This is a genomic window from Streptomyces lienomycini (genome assembly GCF_027947595.1).
GTDB lineage: Bacteria > Actinomycetota > Actinomycetes > Streptomycetales > Streptomycetaceae > Streptomyces > Streptomyces lienomycini.
In genome coordinates, this window is the sequence record NZ_CP116257.1 from 5640001 (window position 1) to 5656432 (window position 16432).

Genomic DNA, 16432 nt, shown 5'->3' on the forward strand with positions numbered 1-16432 from the left:
TTCCTCCGGGCGCTTCCCTTCGGTCTTGCGTTTCCGACTCTATCAGATCTTTCCGATCCGATTTCCTCGGTGCTTTCCAGGTTCCCGCTTTCGCGTTTCCCTTTCCGGCGGTTCCGACTCTATCAGATCCTTTCGGGCTCTGATTCCCTGTCGGCGGGATTTGCCGAGGCATTCGGACTTTCGCCCGTCGTCCTTTCGACATTCACTACGTTAGCCGATTCCTCCGTGGACTCATAATCGAGTCCCGCGAGTTTGAATTCGGGCATGCGGGCACGCCGAATCGCTCCCGCTGAAGGGAAGTCGTAGGTAGTGGGTTGGCCGCTTCCGGCTGCAGGCGATTGCCGTACCCGGGTCAAGCGGCTCGGGCTACCTTACGCGCCTGCCAAAGCAGAGTCAACTTCGGCGTTTCCTCGGTACATGGGCCCGGTACGGGCTGACTGTCGGGTCGTCGGCGACCCAGTAGCGCCAGGGGTGGACGCCTCCCTCACCTGCCACGCCGGTGCGCGGACCGTTGCGCACCCGGTCGCCCGGCACGGGGGTGCCGGTCAGGATGCGCAACGGGGTGTCCTGGGACGTGCAGGCGTCCGTGCCGTTCAGGGCGCGGTCCACGCCGAGTGCGGTGGCGAGGCGGGCCGGCCCCTTGGCCAGTTCCTTGTCGTTGCGGGCGGAGAGCCGCCGGGGCCGGGCCAGCTCGGCGCCCTCGACGATCTCGCCGGCGCGGAGGAGGACGGCGCTGGACCTGCCCTCGGGGCCGCACACCAGGTTCATGCAGAACCACATGCCGTAAGTGAAGTAGACGTATACGTGGCCGGGGGCGCCGAACATGACGTCGTTGCGGGGTGTGCGACCGCGGTAGGCGTGGGAGCCGGGGTCGTTCTGACCGTCGTATGCCTCGACCTCCGTCAGTCGGAGGGCGATCGGACCGTCCGGGGTGCTGCGGACCAGGATGCGGCCCAGGAGGTCTGGGGCCACCTCGAGGACGGGGCGATCGAAGAACTTCCTGGGCAGGGGCGTACGGTCGGGGCGCGCGATCATGCCGTCCGAGCGTAACGCAGTCGGGTCCGCGCGCGGGGTGGCCAGGGGGCGCCCGCCTTGCCAGGGTGTGCTGCGCGGAACCGGCCACGGCCGTTTCGCGTTTGTAGGGATCGAGGATCCACACGTAAGCCTGGAGAGGGAAGAGACATGGCGTTCAAGAAGCTGCTCGCGAGCCTGGGGGCCGGCGGGGCTTCGGTCGAGACCGTGCTGAGCGAGGTCAACGTCGTTCCGGGCGGTGTCGTCCAGGGCGAGGTGCGGATCCAGGGCGGGTCGGTCGACCAGGAGATCGAGGGGCTGTCGGTCGGGCTCCAGGCCAAGGTCGAGGTGGAGAGCGGCGACCAGGAGTACAAGCAGGACATCGAGTTCACGAAGGTGCGTCTCGGGGGTGCCTTCCAGCTGAAGGCCGGGGCGGTGCACGCGGTGCCGTTCGGCCTCGAGATTCCGTGGGAGACGCCGATCACCATGATCGACGGGCAGTCCCTGCGCGGGATGAACATCGGCGTCACCACGGAACTGGAGATCGCGCGTGCGGTGGACTCCAGTGACCTGGACGCGATCAGCGTGCATCCGCTGCCGGCGCAGAAGGCGATCCTGGACGCGTTCATCCAGCTCGGCTTCCGCTTCAAGAGCGCGGACATGGAGCGCGGTCACATCCGGGGCACGCGACAGCAGCTCCCCTTCTACCAGGAGATCGAGTTCTTCCCGCCGCAGCAGTACCGCGGCCTCAACCAGGTCGAGCTGAGCTTCGTGGCCGACGCGCAGGCGATGGACGTCGTACTGGAGATGGACAAGAAGCCGGGGCTGTTCAGCGAGAGCAGTGACACCTTCCGCTCCTTCAAGGTCGGGCTGAACGACTACCAGGGCACCGACTGGGCGGCGTACCTCAACCAGTGGCTGTCGGAGGTCGGCAGCAAGCGCAACTGGTTCTAGACGATCTAGGCTCGGTCATCTCTGCACCACACACTCCAGGAGGTACCGAGGTGACCGAGCTGAAGCGGCGTCCGCTCCCCCATGACTTCCACCCGCCCGTGCCGTCGTTCACCGTCACGAGCCAGGACGTCCAGGAGGGCGGAACGCTCAAGGACGCTCAGGTCCACGCGGGCGGGAACACCTCTCCGCAGCTGCGGTGGGAGGGCTTCCCCACCGAGACCAAGAGCTTCGCCGTCACGTGCTACGACCCGGACGCGCCCACGGGCAGCGGGTTCTGGCACTGGGTGGTGTTCGACATCCCCGCCTCGGTGACCGAGCTGCCGGTGGGCGCGGGCAGCGGCACGTTCGAGGGGCTGCCGGAGGGTGCCGTACAGGCACGCAACGACTACGGCAGCAGGGACTTCGGCGGGGCCGCGCCGCCGGCCGGGGACGGCCCGCACCGGTACGTGTTCACGGTGTACGCCGTGGACCAGGAGAAGCTGGGGCCGGACGCGGACGGCACTCCGGCGTTCGTCGGCTTCAACCTGCGTTTCCACACGATCGCTCGGGCCCAGCTCGTCGGTGAGTACGAGGTGCCCGCGGACAGCTGAGTGTTCCGAGCGTTCCTGGAACGTTTGCCCGCCTCCGGTCTTGGAATGGATCAGGGGCGGGCATTTTTGTTGCCGGGGGACGGTGGGGGCGTCCTCGTTGGAGCAGCAGATATTGCGTTGTCCATCCCGGCGTGCCCGGCCAGAGTTGATCCCAGCCCGCCAGGGGGTGGGCCGGTGCGCACGGGAGGTGGGCTGTATGCGGGACACGCTGGTGCTGAACGCGAGCTTCGAGCCGTTGTCGACGGTGACGTTGAATCGCGCCGTCGTTCTGGTGCTCCAGGACAAGGCCGTCGTCGAGCAGGCCCACCCCTCGCTGCGGATGCGCGGAGCCGCGCTCGACATACCCGCGCCCCGGGTGATCAGGTTGTGCCACTACGTACGGGTGCCGTTTCGAAGACGCGCTCCGTGGTCGAGGCGGGGCGTACTCGTCCGGGACCGGCACCGGTGCGCGTACTGCGGGCGGCGGGCGACGACCGTCGACCACGTGGTGCCGCGGTCGCACGGCGGGCAGGACACCTGGCTGAACACCGTGGCCTCGTGTGCGGAGGACAATCACCGCAAGGCGAACCGGACGCCGGAGCAGGCGGGTATGCCGTTGCTCAGGGAGCCGTTCGAGCCGACTCCTGCGGACGCGATGCTGCTGGCGCTGGCTCGGGACGACTTCGCTGCGCTGCCGGAGTGGTTGGTGTTGGACGCGGCGTGACGGCCGCGCCGTCGGGGCTGGGGTCCTGTCGCCGGGTGGGGGCTGTCTGTGGCTGGTCGCGCCCATGCGGCGGAGCCGCACATCGATACAGTCCCGCGCCCCCGAAGGGGCGCCACGGGCACCCGGCGATCAGTGAGTGCCGTCAGTCGATCGTCGGCTTCTCGCGGCGTTCCTGGGCCGGGACGCTCGCGCCGCCGTTGCCGCCGCCCAGGCCGCCGAGGTTGCCCATGGCTCCGGAGAGGCCCTTGAGGGCGTCGCCGATCTCGCTGGGGACGATCCAGAGCTTGTTGGCGTCGCCCTCGGCGATCTTCGGGAGCATCTGGAGGTACTGGTAGGAGAGCAGCTTCTGGTCCGGGTCGCCGGCGTGGATGGCCTCGAAGACCGTGCGGACGGCCTGGGCCTCGCCCTCGGCGCGCAGGGCGGCGGCCTTGGCCTCACCCTCGGCGCGCAGGATCTGGGACTGCTTCTCGCCCTCGGCTCGCAGGATCTCGGACTGCCGGACACCTTCGGCCTGGAGGATCGCGGCGCGCTTGTCGCGGTCGGCGCGCATCTGCTTCTCCATCGAGTCCTGGATGGAGGTGGGCGGTTCGATGGCCTTGAGTTCGACGCGGTTGACGCGGATGCCCCACTTGCCGGTGGCCTCGTCGAGGACGCCGCGCAGGGCCGCGTTGATCTCCTCGCGGGAGGTCAGGGTCCGTTCCAGGTCCATGCCGCCGATGATGTTGCGCAGGGTGGTGACGGTGAGCTGCTCGATCGCCTGGATGTAGCTGGCGACCTCGTAGGTCGCGGCGCGCGCGTCGGTCACCTGGTAGTAGATGACGGTGTCGATGTTGACGACCAGGTTGTCCTGGGTGATCACCGGCTGCGGCGGGAAGGGGACGACCTGTTCGCGCAGGTCGATGCGGTTGCGGATGGTGTCGATGAACGGGACCACGATGTTCAGGCCCGCGTTCAGCGTCCGTGTGTAGCGGCCGAAGCGCTCGACGATGGCGGCGCTGGCCTGTGGGATGACCTGGATGGTCTTGATCAGGGCGATGAAGACCAACACCACCAGGATGATCAAGACGATGATGACCGGTTCCATCGTGGTTGTCCGTCCCCTTCTCCGCCTCGGTGCTCCGGCAGATCCTTGTTGACCGGGTTCCGTTGACCCGGTTGACCCTGACTACTGCTGATCTTACGGCTGTTGAGGATCTTGCTGGTCGAGTCTGACAGACCGTCGTACGACTCGGGGGGCGTTCGGGCCACTTGTGCACGGCGAGGTCACATGACGACCGCCGTCGCTCCGTCGATCTCCACGACGTCCACTTCCTCGCCCGCCTCGAAGGCTCGCCCGGTGTCGAGGGCACGCGCCGACCAGACCTCCCCGGCGAGTTTGATCCGGCCGCCGGCGCCGTCGACCCGCTCCAGGACGACGGCCTGTCTGCCCTTCAGGGCGTCCACGCCCGTGGTCAGTTGCGGCCGTTGGGCGCGGTGCCGGGCGGCGATGGGCCGTACGACCGCGATGAGGGCGACCGAGACGATGACGAAGACGAGTACCTGGACGACGAGGCCCGCGCCGAGTCCCGAGGCCACGGCGGCGGCGACCGCGCCGACGGCGAACATCCCGAACTCCGGCATCGCGGTCACGACGAGCGGAATTCCGAGCGCTGCCGCGGCGACGAGCCACCACACCCATGCGTCGATGTCGTTCACACGGTCATGGTAGGTCCGTTGGGCGTGTCCGGGACAGGGCGCACGGGGGGCGGTCAGGACAGCGGGAGTCCCTTCGCGGTCCAACGGTCCCCGGCCTGCTCGACGATGAGCGGGAGTCCGAAGCACCGGGACAGGTTGCGGGAGGTGAGTTCGAGCTCCAGGGGGCCGGCGGCCATGACCTTGCCCTGACGGATCATCAGGACATGGGTGAAGCCCGGGGCGATCTCCTCCACATGGTGGGTGACCATGATCATGGAGGGGGCGATCGGGTCGCGGGCGAGCCTGCCGAGGCGGCGGACGAGGTCCTCGCGGCCGCCGAGGTCGAGGCCGGCGGCCGGCTCGTCGAGCAGGAGCAGCTCGGGGTCGGTCATCAGGGCGCGGGCGATCAGGGTGCGCTTGCGCTCGCCCTCGGAGAGGGTGCCGAACCTGCGGTCCAGGTACTCGGTCATGCCGAGGCGGTCGAGGAAGGCGCGGGCGCGCTGCTCGTCGATGTCCTCGTACTCCTCCTGCCAGCCGGCGGTCATGCCGTACGCGGCGGTCAGGACGGTCTGCAGGACGGTCTGGCGCTTGGGCAGCTTGTCGGCCATGGCGATGCCGGCGACGCCGATGCGCGGGCGCAGTTCGAAGACGTCGGTGCCGGGCCTGCCGAGGGTCTCGCCGAGGATGCTGGCGCTGCCGCTGCTGGGGTAGAGGTAGCTGGAGGCGACATTGAGGAGGGTGGTCTTGCCGGCGCCGTTGGGGCCGAGGATGACCCAGCGCTCGCCCTCCTTGACCGACCAGGAGACCTGGTCCACCAGAGCCCGGCCCTCGCGGACCACGGATACGTCCTGAAGCTCCAGAACATCGCTCATGAGCGCGTTGTCTCCCCTTGCATTGTGGCCGGTCTCGGCTGTCGCGTACACCTGTGGTTCGGGCCGCGGCGCCGGTGGGCGCAGGCCCCTCCAGGAAATCTACGCCACCGGTCGGCTTCACCGTTCCATCGGTCCGGTCCTTAGGGTGGGGGCATGCTCTCGGAACCACGTGCAGGGCGCCTCGCCGCCTGGGGAAATGCCCTTATTGCCCATATGGTCTCGCCCGACGACGCCGTGATCGCGATCGTCGGCGAGGACGCGGTGCACCGGGTCGAGGGGCTGCCCGGCGAATCGGCGCCGGTCGGTCTCACGCTGGCGCTGGGGCGGCTGCGGGCGCTGGGGGCGAGTGGGCTGCGGGTCGCGCTGCCCGCGCCGGGGCATCCGCTGGGGCTGAGCGGGCCGCCGGACTTCAACGCGCGGGCGTTGGAGGCCGAGGAGGCGGTGATCTGCGAGGGGGCCGCGCTGGGGCTGGTGCCGGAGGTGTACGAGGCGGGGCCCGAGGGCGATGTGCACGTCGAGGTGGTGTGGCACTGCCTGCCGGTGCGGGAGGCTCCGCCCGCGGACGTGCCCTCGCTCGGGGAGGCGGAGCGGGAGTTGGCGGAGGCGCTGCGGGACGCGACGGAGGTGCTGACGCGGCTGGACGTGGCCGGGTCGGGGCCGGTGGCGGAGGCGGCGGTCGCGGCGTACCGGGCGCGGGCGGAGCGGGGGCGGGAGGTGCTGGCGCCGGGGTATCCACCGCGGGCGGTGCGGGTGCTGGAGTTGGCGCAGCGGGTGGGGATGCTGGTGTCGCTGGCCTCGCGGAACGGGCACGGGGGCGCGGTGAGTGCGTCGGAGATGTCGGCGCGGGGGGATGCCCTGCGGCCGGTGGAGCGGGTGGCTCGGCGGGCGCAGGTCGCGGCGTACAACTCCGTTGTGGTGGAGCGGGGGCGGTGACGGCGCCGTCTCTCGGCGGGCGCCCGGCGTGAGTGCGGGCGCGGGCCGGGGTGCGCTGCTCGGCGCCGACGAGGTGCCGCAGCGCCCACCCGTGCCGCCCCAGCGGCACGATGGCCCGCTGCTGAGGCGGCCTGGGAGGCGGCCTGCGTCAGTGGTTGACGCCGAGGTTGCCGAAGGCCGGGTTCAGGAGGCCGATGACGTTGACGCTGTTGCCGACGGCGTTGACCGGGATGTGGATCGGCGCCTGGACCAGGTTGCCGGAGGCGACACCCGGGGAGCCGATGGCCTGGCCGTGGGCGTGGGCGCCGCCGTCGGTGGCGGAGGCCATGCCCGCACCGGCGGCGATCAGACCGCCGGCCACCATCGTCACGGCCGCTGCCTTCTTCAGGTTCTTCACTTACAAGCCCTCCTTGCGATCGCCGCGGTGATCACCGCGGCACGCACTGGAGAACGGCCGGCCCCCTCGAAGGATGCGCCATATGGGGGACATTCCCACGACGGTATGAATCTCCGACCGGACGGGAACCCTCCGCCGCGGTGGCGCGTACGCCGTCAGCCGGTCACTCCGTGGCGTACGGCCCACAGGGCGGCCTGGGTGCGGTCCGCCAGGTCGAGTTTCATCAGGATGTTCGAGACGTGGGTCTTCACGGTCTTCTCGGAGAGCACCAGCGCACGGGCGATCTCCCGGTTGGAGCGGCCGTCCGCTATCAGGCCCAGCACCTCGCGCTCACGCTCGGTGAGGGAGCCCGCTCTGCTCGGGCCCGAGTTGCTTGCCTCCTGGCTCAGCAGGGCGCCCGCGACCTCGGGCTGGAGCAGGATGTGGCCGGCGTGGACGGAGCGGATGGCACCGGCCAGCGCGTCGGGGTCGACGTCCTTGTAGACGTAGCCGGCGGCGCCCGCCCGCAGGGCCGGGACGACGGTGCGCTGCTCGGTGAAGCTGGTGACGATCAGCACGCGCGCGTGGTTGTCCAGCTCGCGCAGTCCGCGCAGCGCGTCGACGCCGTCCATGCCCGGCATCTTGACGTCCATGAGGATCACGTCGGGTTTCAGTTCCTCGGCGCGTGCGACGCCCTCGGCGCCGTCGGCCGCCTCGCCGACGACCCGGATGTCGTCCTGCACCTCCAGGAAGGTGCGCAGGCCCCGCCGGACCACCTGGTGGTCGTCGACGATCAGCACCTTGATTGCGTCAGCCACCGGGAACCTCCATCTCGATCGTGGTGCCCTTGCCGGGCGCGGACCGCACGGTCAGCCGGCCCCCGGTGCCGCCTGCCCGGTCGCGCATCGAGACCAGTCCGAGATGGCGTCCGGCGCTGCGCACGGTGCGCGGGTCGAAGCCGCCGCCGTCGTCGGTCACCCGCAGGACGGCCCCGGTGCCCTGCCGGTGCAGGGCCACCTCGACGTGTTCGGCGCCGGAGTGGCGCAGGGCGTTGTGCAGCGCCTCCTGGGCGACGCGCAGCAGCGCCTCCTCCTGGGCGGCGGGCAGTGCCTTGACCCCGTGGCCGGTGAAGGTCACGTGCGCGGCGTGGGCGCGGTCGAGGACCTGGATCTGGGTGCGCAGGGTGGCGACGAGGCCGTCCTCCTCCAGGGCGGCGGGGCGCAGCTCGACGACGGCGGCGCGCAGCTCGTCGGCGGCCTCCGCGGCGAGCGTGGCGACCTGGTGCAGCTCGTCCTTGGCGCGCGCGGGGTCGCGGTCGACCAGGGCGGTGGCGGCCTGGGCGGTCAGGCGCAGGGAGAAGAGCTTCTGGCTGACCGCGTCGTGCAGCTCGTGGGCGAGGCGGGAGCGCTCCTCGGCGATGGTCAGCTCGCGGCTGCGTTCGTACAGGCGCGCGTTGGTGAGGGCGATCGCGGCGTGCTGGGCGAGGATGCCGAGCAGTTCCTCGTCGTCCTCGGTGAAGCCGCAGGTGCCTGCCGGTTTCGGGCAGTTCTTGTTGGCCAGGAAGAGGGCGCCGATGACCTCGTCGCCGTCCCGGATCGGCAGGCCCAGGAAGTCGATCAGGTCGGGGTGGGCGGAGGGCCAGCCCTCGAAGCGGGGGTCGGTGCGGACGTCGGCCAGTCGCTCGGGAGTGGCCTCGTGGAGCATCGCGGCGAGGATGCCGTGCTGGCGCGGGAGGGGGCCGATGGCCTTCCACTGCTCCTCGCTGACGCCGTCGACCACGAACTGGGCGAAGCCGCCGTGGTCGTCGGGGACGCCGAGGGCGGCGTACTGCGCGTCGAGCAGCTCGCGGGCCGAGGCGACGATCGTCTTGAGGACGTCGCGCACCTCGAGGTGCCTGCTCATGGCCAGCAGCGCGGAACTCACCGCGGTGAGGCCGGACCGGGGACCGTGACTCATGTCCTCACGGTAGCGGCGGGCGGTGACGGCCGGATCGGACCTGGGGCGGCCCGCGCCTAGGGCGGTGGGCCTAGGACCTGGGTCCCGCCCGTCGGGCCTAGGGCGAAGGGCCCTGCCGGGATGGGGCCCGTGCCCGAGGCGACCGGCTCGGGCCGGTTCCTACGTTGAGGATCACGCCGGCCGATCGGGCGGCGGGGACCGACGGAAGGGGCGTGTCATGCCGGTTGCGATCATCACGGGGGCGTCGAAGGGGCTGGGCCGGGCGCTCGCCGGGGCGCTGGCGGCACGGGGCTGGGACCTGGTGCTGGACGCCAGGGACCCGGACGTGCTCGGGGAGACGGCGAGGGCGCTGGAGGCGTACGGCACGCGCGTGAGGGCACTGCCCGGTGACGTCACCGACTCCGGGCACCGTGCGGGACTGGTGACGGAGGCCCGGCGGCTGGGCGGCGTGGATCTGCTGGTGAGCAATGCGAGCGCGCTGGGCGCCGAGCCGTTGGTGCGGCTGGAGGAGCTGCCCCTGGACGGGCTGCGCCGGGCCTTGGAGGTGAACGTGGTGGCGGCGCTGGGGCTCGTCCGGGAGGCGCTTCCGGCTCTGCGTACGGCGCCCGCGGGCGCGGTGGTGACGGTCAGCTCGGACGCGGCCGCCGAGGCGTACGAGACGTGGGGCGGCTACGGGGCTTCCAAGGCCGCGCTGGACCAGTTGGCGGCGGTGCTGGGCGTCGAGGAGCCGGGCCTGCGGGTCTGGGCGGTCGATCCGGGGGACATGGCGACGGACCTGTACGCGGCGGCCGTACCGGACGACGACGATCCGCGACCGGACCCGGTGAGTGTCGTCCCGGCCCTGCTGCGGCTGCTGGACGAGCGGCCGGCCAGTGGGCGCTACGGGGCGCCGGCGCTGCTGGAGGCGCGCTGATGTCGCTGGCGCTGAGGGTTCCGGAGGAGCTGTCGGCCCGGGTGCCGGCGGAGCAGCGGGGACCGGGGCTGGAGCGGGACGACGTGCGGCTGCTGGTGTCGCGGGGCACCGAGGTGTCGCACCACCGGTTCCGGGAGCTGCCGGGGCTGCTGCGGGCCGGTGACCTGCTGGTGGTCAACACCTCGCCCACGCTGGCCGCGGCCGTCGACGGCCGGGTCGGGCACGCGCGCGTGGTGGTGCACTTCTCCACGCGCGGGGACGACGGCCGGTGGGCGGTGGAGCTGCGGGAGCCGGACGGGAGGGGCACCACGCGCGCGCGTGCGGGAGTAAGGGGACGCGGTGCGCTCTCGTCGGCGGCCGGTGCGCCCGCGTCGGCGGCCGGTGCGCTCTCGTCGGCGGCCGGTGGCCCCGCGGGGGCGGAGGTGCTGCTGCCGGGTGGGGCGCGGCTGGTGCTGGAGGAGCCGTCGAGTACGCGCGGGGAGCGGTTGTGGTGGGCGCGGGTGTCGGGGGCGGAGGTGTCCGCGGTGCTGCGGGAGCACGGGCGTCCCATTCGTTACTCCTATACGGAGCGCGATCAGCCGCTGTCCGTCTACCAGACGGTGTTCGCGCTGCCGTCCGGGGACGGGACGGGCAGCGCGGAGATGCCCAGCGCGGCGCGGCCCTTCACGGCGCGGCTGGTGGCGGAGCTGGTGAGCCGCGGGGTGCAGTTCGCTCCGGTGGCGCTGCACACGGGAGTGGCGTCGGCGGAGGCGCACGAGCCGCCGTATCCGGAGTGGTTCTCGGTGCCGGAGGCGTCGGCGCGGCTGATCAACGCCGTGGACGCCGGTGGCGGGCGCGTGATCGCGGTGGGGACGACCGCCGTGCGGGCGGTGGAGTCGGCGGCCGGTGCGGACGGGGTCGTACGGGCCCGGGCCGGGTGGACCGATCTGGTCGTGACTCCTGAGCGCGGGGTGCGGGTGGTGGAGGGCCTGCTGACGGGGCTGCACGAGCCCGAGGCCTCGCATCTGCTGATGCTGGAGGCGGTGGCGGGGCGGGCGGCGATCGACCGCGGGTACGACGCCGCGGTGCGGGGGCGCTACCTGTGGCACGAGTTCGGGGACGTCCATCTCCTCCTGCCGTAGGGGAGAGTCCCGAGACCGTTTCGACTACGCCCTCACCCCCTCACACACCGCATTGCTCCAGCAACCAACGGTGAGATGAGCGGGGGGTGGGTGTGAGCCCGCGCATAGGGCGCACGTCACGTACGAAGGGGAGTAGGAGAGCGACTCGTCCGTTTTGAGCGGGGCGAACAGCCCCATCTGCCCCGCTTTACCCTTCCCTGATCCACTATCTCGGATCGTACGTCACACCTTTGCCTCCGGATTTTGCGGCCGCTAAGAATTGCTCTCGTCGCTCAGTGCCGCGGACTTCCCGCCGCGGTGTTTGTGCCGGAAGCACCAACTGTCCCCACCGGACGAGAGCGACCTCCGCGCTATTCGAAGAGGTCTATCCCGCCATGCTCAAGAACATCCTTCCCCGTGGTCGCAGTCGTTCCCTGACCCGCACGCACAAGGTCGCGATCGCCGGTGTCGGCACGCTCGGCGCCGCCGCCGTCGCCCTCACCGCCGTCCCGGCCAGCGGTCAGACGACCACGAGCGAGGCCGCTCCCACGGCCAAGGTGGCGTACAGCACCAAGCAGATCCAGGACGTGCAGGCCGGTGTGACCGGCCAGCTCGCCGGCGCCTCCCAGAAGGTCGCCGCCATCGAGGCCAAGCAGGAGTCGGCCGCCAAGACGACCGCCGAGAAGCAGGCCGCGGCCGAGAAGGCCGTCGCCAAGCGCGAGGCGGCCAAGGACACCACCAGCCGGGCCGCCCAGCGCACCGAGGTCAAGAAGGCCGCGCCGAAGTCCTACCCGAACACCCTCGACGGCTGGATCCGCGAGGCCCGGGCCATCATGAAGAAGCACGACATCCCCGGTTCCTACGAGGGCATCCACCGCAACATCATGCGGGAGTCCTCCGGCAACCCGAAGGCCATCAACGACTGGGACATCAACGCCATCAACGGCATCCCGTCGAAGGGCCTGCTCCAGGTCATCCCGCCGACGTTCAAGGCCTACCACGTGGCCGGCACCTCGAAGAACATCTACGACCCGGTCGCGAACATCGTCGCCGCGTGCAACTACGCCGCGGACAAGTACGGCACCATGGACAACGTCGACAGCGCGTACTGAGGTCGGCGCGGACCTCTTCACGCCGACGCCGACACCAGCACCGACGCCGACGCACCGTCGAACGCCGAAGGGCGGCACCCTCCTGACGGGGGTGCCGCCCTTCGGGGCGTGCGGGGAGCTTCGGGCCCGGCCCGGGCTACTTGCGCATGACCTCGGGCTCGTGGCGGCGCAGGAAGCGGGCCACGAAGAAGCCGCAGATCACGCCGAGGACGATCAGCGCGGCCATGTCCATGCCCCAGGCGCCCACGGTGTGCTCCCACAGCGGGTCCGCCTCGGCGCCCTTCTCGGGCGGACTGATCTTGTTGAAGTCCAGCGTGGCACCGGCCGCGGCGACCGCCCAGCGCGAGGGCATCAGGTACGAGAACTGGTTGACGCCGACCGCCTCGTTCAGGGCGAAGAGGCAGCCGGTGAAGACGACCTGGATGATCGCGAACATGACCAGCAGCGGCATGGTCTTCTCGGCGGTCTTCACCAGCGAGGAGATGATCAGACCGAACATCATCGAGGTGAAGCCCAGCGCCATGATCGGCAGGGACAGCTCGACGAGCGTCGCGCCGCCCAGGACCAGTCCCTCTTCGGGGATCTCGCGGGTGGCGAACCCGATCACGCCGACGAGCAGGCCCTGCAGCACGGTGATCACACCGAGCACGAAGACCTTCGACATCAGGTACGCGGACCGCGACAGGCCGGTCGCGCGTTCCCGCTCGTAGATCACCCGTTCCTTGATCAGCTCACGGACCGAGTTCGCGGCGCCGGCGAAGCAGGCACCGACCGCGAGGATCAGCAGGACCGTGGTGGCCGTGCCGTTCGGGCGGATCAGGCCGGTCTGCGGGTTGGCGGCGTTGGGCAGCAGGCCCTTGTCCGCGTCGATGAGCAGGCTCACCGCGCCCAGCACGGCCGGCAGGATCACCATCAGGGCCAGGAAGCCCTTGTCGGAGACGATCACCGAGACGTAGCGCCGCACCAGCGTGACGAACTGGGACATCCAGCCCTGCGGCTTCGGCGGCTTCATCGCCTGCATCGGCGGCACCTGTACGGACTGCGGGGCGACGGCGTCGAGGTCCGCGGCGTACATCTGGTAGTGCTGCGAGCCCTTCCAGCGGCCCGCCCAGTCGTAGTCGCGGTAGTTCTCGAAGGCGGAGAAGACGTCGGCCCAGGTGTCGTAGCCGAAGAAGTTCAGCGCCTCCTCCGGCGGGCCGAAGTACGCCACCGAACCGCCCGGCGCCATCACGAGGAGCTTGTCGCAGGTCGCCAGCTCGGCCACCGAGTGGGTGACGACGAGAACGGTGCGCCCGTCGTCGGCGAGGCCGCGCAGCAGCTGCATGACGTCGCGGTCCATGCCCGGGTCGAGGCCGGAGGTCGGCTCGTCCAGGAAGATCAGCGACGGCTTGGTCAGCAGTTCCAGGGCGACGGACACGCGCTTGCGCTGACCGCCGGACAGGGACGTGACCTTCTTGTCCTTGTGGATGTCCAGCTTCAGCTCGCGCAGCACCTCGTCGATGCGGGCGTCGCGCTCGGCGGCCGTGGTGTCGGCCGGGAAGCGGAGCTTCGCCGCGTACTTGAGCGCCTTCTTGACGGTCAGCTCCTTGTGCAGGATGTCGTCCTGCGGGACCAGACCGATGCGCTGGCGCAGCTCGGCGAACTGCTTGTAGAGGTTCCGGTTGTCGTAGAGGACCTCGCCCTGGTCGGCCGGCCGGTAGCCGGTGAGCGCCTTGAGCAGGGTCGACTTGCCGGATCCCGACGGGCCGATGACCGCGATCAGCGACTTCTCGGGTACGCCGAAGGAGACGTCCTTGAGGATCTGCTTGCCGCCGTCGACCGTGACGGTCAGGTGGCGGGCGGAGAAGGACACCTCGCCGGTGTCGACGAACTCCTCGAGCCGGTCGCCGACGATCTGGAACGTCGAGTGGCCGACGCCGACGACGTCGGTCGGGCCGAGCAGCTGGGAGCCGCCCTTGGCGATCGGCTGGCCGTTGACGTACGTGCCGTTGTGCGAGCCCAGGTCGCGGATCTCCATGCGCCCGTCGGGCGTCGAGTGGAATTCCGCGTGATTGCGGGAGACCTGGAGGTCGGAGACGACCAGGTCGTTCTCCAGGGCACGGCCGATGCGCATCACCCGGCCGAGCGAGAACTGGTGGAACGTGGTCGGGCTGCGGTCCCCGTGGACCGGTGGCGCCCCCGCCGCGCCGCCGGGTCCCTGCTGCTGGGGGAAGGGCGGCGCGGCCTGCTGGGGCTGCGGCGCGGCCTGCTGTTGCTGCCAGCCGGCCTGCTGGGCCTGGTGCTGCTGGGCCTGGTGCTGGGGGGCCTGGTGCGGTGCCTGCTGGGGCTCCTGCGCGGGCGGTGCCTGCTGGGCCCAGCCCGCGTTCGCACCCTGTGCGGCGTACGGCTGCTGCTGCGGCCGGGCCTGCGGCGTGCCGGCCGGGGCCTGTGCGCCGGTCAGGTTCACGCGCGGCCCGTCGGTCGCGTTGCCCAGGTTCAGCACCGTGCCGGCGCCGAGCTCCATCTGCTGGACGCGCTGCCCGTGCACGAAGGTGCCGTTGGTGCTGCCGTGATCCTGGACGACCCAACCGCGGCCGTTGAAACTGATCGTGGCATGCCGCCAGGAGACCCTGGCATCGTCGAAAACAAGCTCCCCCTGCGGATCGCGTCCTAGCGCGTATGACCGGGACGGATCGAGCGTCCAGGTCCGTCCATTGGATTCCAGTACGAGTTCCGGCACTCCATGCCCCACTGAGTTGTCCCCCGATGTGCTCCCGTCGCGGGGAGTCTAGGGATGTCGAACATCGGGGGGAACTATTTCAGGCTCGCCCCCCTGACCGAAAGTCGGGCCCTGTGAAGAACCGCGTACGCACCCGTCGGCCGCTTCCGTCGGCGCCCTCCGGCTCCCGTCCCGCACGGCCTGTCCGCCAGGCGGACCTCGGGGGCGGACGGCACCGGGTGCCGGATACGGTTGGAGCACCATGAGCGCTTCGCAGACCTCTGACGTTCCCACGCTTCTCGTCAAGATCTTCGGCAAGGACCGGCCCGGCATCACCGCCGGCCTGTTCGACACCCTCGCCGCCTACTCGCTCGACGTCGTCGACATCGAGCAGGTCGTCACCCGTGGCCGGATCGTGCTGTGCGCGCTCGTGACCGAGCCGCCCCGCGGTCTGGAGGGTGATCTGCGGGCGACCGTCCACAGCTGGGCGGAGTCCCTGAAACTGCAGGCCGAGATCATCTCCGGCATCGGCGACAACCGGCCGCGCGGTCTCGGCCGCTCCCTGGTCACGGTGCTCGGGCACCCGCTCACCGCCGAGGCGACCGCCGCCATAGCGGCCCGGATCACCGAGTCGGGCAGCAACATCGACCGTATCTTCCGGCTGGCCAAGTACCCGGTGACCGCGGTCGAGTTCGCGGTGTCCGGGGTGGAGACCGAGCCGCTGCGCACCGCGCTGGCCACCGAGGCCGCGGCGCTCGGCGTGGACATCGCGGTCGTCTCCGCGGGGCTGCACCGGCGGGCGCAGCGCCTGGTCGTGATGGACGTGGACTCCACGCTGATCCAGGACGAGGTCATCGAGCTGTTCGCCGCGCACGCCGGCTGTGAGGACCAGGTCGCCGAGGTGACGGCGGCCGCGATGCGCGGGGAGCTGGACTTCGAGCAGTCGCTGCACGCGCGCGTGGCGCTGCTGGCGGGGCTGGACGCCTCGGTGGTGGAGAAGGTGCGCGCCGAGGTGCGGCTGACGCCGGGTGCGCGCACCCTGATCCGCACCCTGAAGCGGCTCGGTTACCAGGTGGGGGTCGTCTCCGGCGGCTTCACCCAGGTCACCGACGCTCTGCGGGAGCAGCTGGGGCTGGACTTCGCGCAGGCCAACACGCTGGAGATCGCCGACGGCCGGCTGACCGGGCGGGTCACCGGGGAGATCGTGGACCGGGCGGGCAAGGCGCGGCTGCTGCGCCGGTTCGCCGCCGAGGCGGGCGTACCGCTGTCGCAGACCGTGGCGATCGGTGACGGCGCCAACGACCTGGACATGCTGAACGCGGCCGGGCTCGGCGTCGCCTTCAACGCCAAGCCGGTGGTGCGCGAGGCGGCGCACACCGCGGTGAACGTGCCCTTCCTGGACACGGTGCTCTACCTGCTGGGCATCACCCGCGAGGAGGTCGAGGCCGCGGACACGCTGGACGAGGGCCTGGGCGAGGGCCTCGGCCTGCCCCCGAGTCGTCTCTGACCCGGCGCCCGCGCCCGTCGGAGACCCGGCGCC

General features: G+C 70.9%; 16 protein-coding genes. 8 read left to right on the forward strand and 8 right to left on the reverse strand.

What is annotated here, in order from left to right; genetic code table 11:
- Nucleotides 1–393: 393 nt before the first annotated feature.
- Nucleotides 394–1035 carry a DNA-3-methyladenine glycosylase gene (locus tag BJ961_RS25695; protein ID WP_271415157.1) on the reverse strand — a complete coding sequence of 214 codons (642 nt, stop codon included), beginning with the start codon at nucleotides 1033–1035 and terminating at the stop codon, nucleotides 394–396.
- A gap of 147 nt (nucleotides 1036–1182) precedes the next feature.
- Here BJ961_RS25695 and BJ961_RS25700 point away from each other — a divergent pair, with 147 nt between their 5' ends.
- The 3 genes from BJ961_RS25700 to BJ961_RS25710 all read left to right on the forward strand — a co-directional run bounded on the left by BJ961_RS25700 (nucleotide 1183) and on the right by BJ961_RS25710 (nucleotide 3258).
- Nucleotides 1183–1965 (forward strand): sporulation protein, encoded by a 783-nt coding sequence (locus tag BJ961_RS25700; protein WP_271415158.1) that lies wholly within the window; start codon nucleotides 1183–1185, stop codon nucleotides 1963–1965.
- 50 nt (nucleotides 1966–2015) lie between these two features.
- On the forward strand, nucleotides 2016–2555 hold the full coding sequence (locus BJ961_RS25705; RefSeq protein ID WP_271415159.1) for a YbhB/YbcL family Raf kinase inhibitor-like protein: 540 nt from the start codon (nucleotides 2016–2018) through the stop codon (nucleotides 2553–2555).
- Between the two features lie 196 nt (nucleotides 2556–2751).
- Nucleotides 2752–3258: an HNH endonuclease gene (locus BJ961_RS25710; RefSeq protein WP_271415160.1), complete on the forward strand. Its 507-nt coding sequence runs from the start codon at nucleotides 2752–2754 to the stop codon at nucleotides 3256–3258.
- Between the two features lie 142 nt (nucleotides 3259–3400).
- On the opposite strand, the gene BJ961_RS25715 is transcribed toward BJ961_RS25710, so the two are convergent.
- The 3 genes from BJ961_RS25715 to BJ961_RS25725 form a co-directional block, all read right to left on the reverse strand.
- Nucleotides 3401–4342, reverse strand: coding sequence for an SPFH domain-containing protein (locus BJ961_RS25715; RefSeq protein ID WP_271415161.1), 942 nt, complete (start codon nucleotides 4340–4342; stop codon nucleotides 3401–3403).
- Nucleotides 4343–4521: 179 nt separating this feature from the next.
- Complete coding sequence (locus BJ961_RS25720; protein ID WP_271415162.1) at nucleotides 4522–4953, reverse strand: NfeD family protein; 432 nt, start codon at nucleotides 4951–4953, stop codon at nucleotides 4522–4524.
- A 53-nt stretch (nucleotides 4954–5006) separates the two neighbouring features.
- Complete coding sequence (locus tag BJ961_RS25725) at nucleotides 5007–5804, reverse strand: ABC transporter ATP-binding protein (RefSeq protein ID WP_271415163.1); 798 nt, start codon at nucleotides 5802–5804, stop codon at nucleotides 5007–5009.
- Nucleotides 5805–5957: 153 nt separating this feature from the next.
- Between BJ961_RS25725 and BJ961_RS25730 the strand changes: the two genes are divergently transcribed.
- Entirely contained in the window at nucleotides 5958–6737 is a 780-nt protein-coding gene (locus tag BJ961_RS25730; protein ID WP_271415164.1) for a hypothetical protein, read from the forward strand.
- 148 nt (nucleotides 6738–6885) lie between these two features.
- Here the strand turns inward: BJ961_RS25730 and chpE are convergent, their stop codons facing one another.
- From chpE to BJ961_RS25745, 3 genes are all read right to left on the reverse strand, one after another.
- Entirely contained in the window at nucleotides 6886–7134 is a 249-nt protein-coding gene (gene chpE, locus BJ961_RS25735; RefSeq protein ID WP_271415165.1) for a chaplin ChpE, read from the reverse strand.
- 155 nt (nucleotides 7135–7289) lie between these two features.
- Nucleotides 7290–7931, reverse strand: coding sequence for a response regulator (locus tag BJ961_RS25740; RefSeq protein WP_271415166.1), 642 nt, complete (start codon nucleotides 7929–7931; stop codon nucleotides 7290–7292).
- Complete coding sequence (locus BJ961_RS25745; protein ID WP_271415167.1) at nucleotides 7924–9069, reverse strand: GAF domain-containing sensor histidine kinase; 1146 nt, start codon at nucleotides 9067–9069, stop codon at nucleotides 7924–7926. Before BJ961_RS25745 ends, BJ961_RS25740 begins: the two co-directional genes overlap by 8 nt.
- A gap of 217 nt (nucleotides 9070–9286) precedes the next feature.
- Between BJ961_RS25745 and BJ961_RS25750 the strand changes: the two genes are divergently transcribed.
- From BJ961_RS25750 to BJ961_RS25760, 3 genes are all read left to right on the forward strand, one after another.
- Nucleotides 9287–9982 (forward strand): SDR family NAD(P)-dependent oxidoreductase, encoded by a 696-nt coding sequence (locus BJ961_RS25750; protein WP_271415168.1) that lies wholly within the window; start codon nucleotides 9287–9289, stop codon nucleotides 9980–9982.
- Complete coding sequence (locus tag BJ961_RS25755; RefSeq protein WP_271415169.1) at nucleotides 9982–11103, forward strand: S-adenosylmethionine:tRNA ribosyltransferase-isomerase; 1122 nt, start codon at nucleotides 9982–9984, stop codon at nucleotides 11101–11103. The genes BJ961_RS25750 and BJ961_RS25755 overlap by 1 nt, the downstream gene beginning before the upstream one ends.
- 374 nt (nucleotides 11104–11477) lie before the next feature.
- Nucleotides 11478–12194 (forward strand): transglycosylase SLT domain-containing protein, encoded by a 717-nt coding sequence (locus BJ961_RS25760; protein WP_271415170.1) that lies wholly within the window; start codon nucleotides 11478–11480, stop codon nucleotides 12192–12194.
- Between the two features lie 136 nt (nucleotides 12195–12330).
- On the opposite strand, the gene BJ961_RS25765 is transcribed toward BJ961_RS25760, so the two are convergent.
- Complete coding sequence (locus tag BJ961_RS25765) at nucleotides 12331–14913, reverse strand: ABC transporter ATP-binding protein/permease (protein ID WP_271415171.1); 2583 nt, start codon at nucleotides 14911–14913, stop codon at nucleotides 12331–12333.
- Nucleotides 14914–15154: 241 nt separating this feature from the next.
- Here BJ961_RS25765 and serB point away from each other — a divergent pair, with 241 nt between their 5' ends.
- A complete protein-coding gene (gene serB, locus BJ961_RS25770; RefSeq protein ID WP_271415172.1) occupies nucleotides 15155–16399 on the forward strand; it encodes a phosphoserine phosphatase SerB in 1245 nt (414 codons plus the stop codon).
- Nucleotides 16400–16432 lie beyond the last annotated feature (33 nt).

Coding starts and splice junctions, on each gene's coding strand:
- BJ961_RS25760 (WP_271415170.1), top strand. CDS start 11,478: ATGCTCAAGAACATCCTTCCCCGTGGTCGCAGTCGTTCCCTGACCCGC.
- BJ961_RS25700 (WP_271415158.1), top strand. CDS start 1,183: ATGGCGTTCAAGAAGCTGCTCGCGAGCCTGGGGGCCGGCGGGGCTTCG.
- BJ961_RS25745 (WP_271415167.1), bottom strand. CDS start 9,069: ATGAGTCACGGTCCCCGGTCCGGCCTCACCGCGGTGAGTTCCGCGCTG.
- BJ961_RS25725 (WP_271415163.1), bottom strand. CDS start 5,804: ATGAGCGATGTTCTGGAGCTTCAGGACGTATCCGTGGTCCGCGAGGGC.
- BJ961_RS25730 (WP_271415164.1), top strand. CDS start 5,958: ATGCTCTCGGAACCACGTGCAGGGCGCCTCGCCGCCTGGGGAAATGCC.
- BJ961_RS25755 (WP_271415169.1), top strand. CDS start 9,982: ATGTCGCTGGCGCTGAGGGTTCCGGAGGAGCTGTCGGCCCGGGTGCCG.
- BJ961_RS25695 (WP_271415157.1), bottom strand. CDS start 1,035: ATGATCGCGCGCCCCGACCGTACGCCCCTGCCCAGGAAGTTCTTCGAT.
- BJ961_RS25710 (WP_271415160.1), top strand. CDS start 2,752: ATGCGGGACACGCTGGTGCTGAACGCGAGCTTCGAGCCGTTGTCGACG.
- BJ961_RS25715 (WP_271415161.1), bottom strand. CDS start 4,342: ATGGAACCGGTCATCATCGTCTTGATCATCCTGGTGGTGTTGGTCTTC.
- BJ961_RS25750 (WP_271415168.1), top strand. CDS start 9,287: ATGCCGGTTGCGATCATCACGGGGGCGTCGAAGGGGCTGGGCCGGGCG.
- serB (WP_271415172.1), top strand. CDS start 15,155: ATGAGCGCTTCGCAGACCTCTGACGTTCCCACGCTTCTCGTCAAGATC.